This window comes from Desulfovibrio sp. 1188_IL3213 (assembly GCF_036763145.1).
Classification (GTDB): Bacteria; Desulfobacterota; Desulfovibrionia; order Desulfovibrionales; family Desulfovibrionaceae; genus Desulfovibrio.
Window position 1 is genome coordinate 1 of the sequence record NZ_JBAIYR010000632.1, and the last position, 1,000, is coordinate 1,000.

General features: G+C 62.5%; 1 protein-coding gene and 1 pseudogene. Both read right to left on the reverse strand.

All coding sequences use genetic code 11. From position 1 onward, the window contains the following. A pseudogene (locus V6C16_RS14155) lies at positions 1-299 on the reverse strand (DUF4198 domain-containing protein); the annotation flags it as partial. Positions 300-431: 132 nt separating this feature from the next. Then, on the reverse strand, positions 432-1,000 hold a 569-nt coding region (locus tag V6C16_RS14160), incomplete at its 5' end, for a ComF family protein (protein WP_333543547.1).

Sequence of the window (1,000 nt, forward strand, 5' to 3'; positions counted from 1 at the left end):
GCGGCGGCCTGGGGGGCTGCCTTGGCAGGCGCGGACTTGCTTTTGCCCGCATCCGCATTTTTTTCCGTTTTGGCGGCGGCCTGCTTGCCTTCCTGTTTTTTGTCTTCACGCTTGGGCGCAGGTTCGGTCTTTTCCGCCTTGGCCGGAGCCTCAATGCTGGGCTGGCTCGGAACCAGCAGGGTTACCTGCGCCCGGGCGGAAGTCGCCGTGAGTCCGAAAAGAGCGGCTGTGCACACTATGGCGGAAAAAAAGGCGACCGCTGTGCGTGGCAGCGTATGCAAAAAAGAAATGCGCGGCATGAATGCTCCTGCTTTGCCAGAAAGGGTTGCGCGACCGGTCGGTCGGGCATGTGGCTTCGGGCTTTTATATTGTCGTAAGCGTAACAGAACGCCCCGGCATTGTCATGTGGCGCGGTCAAGGGCGTCCGGCGTCTAGATGTAAGATTCGTCCTCCAGGGCTGCCTGGTGAGCGGGGTCAGCCTGGTGGGATGCCCAAGGCGCTGCCGGGTCTTTTGTTGTGCGCGCGACCACAAGAATATCCACCCGTGCGGCTCCGGCATCGAGCAGGGCGAGGCTGGCGGCGCGCAGGGTGCTGCCTGTGGTCATGACATCATCCACCAGCCACAGGCGGCAGTCTCTGACCTTTGATGAGGAGGCAAAACTGTGACGTACGTTGTCGGGCCGCGCACGGGCGCTCAGGCCTATCTGTGCCGGGCCGGGGCGTGTGCGGTGCAAGAGGTCGGGCGCAAGTTCAAATCCTGTCTGTGCGTTCACGGCTCTGGCAAGTTCGTGTGCCTGATTATAACCCCTGTGACGCAGATGGGCGGGATATTGCGGAACAGCCACCAGGGCGTCGGGCCGGGGCAGGCAGCGGGCGGCCTCCTGCAGAAAAGCTCCGAGCAAAGGGGCCAGGTAGAGGTGACCGTCAAATTTGAGCCGCAGAAGCACATGGCGCAGTGCCGCTTTGTAAAGCCCATGAAAGGCCGCGCCAGACCACGGGG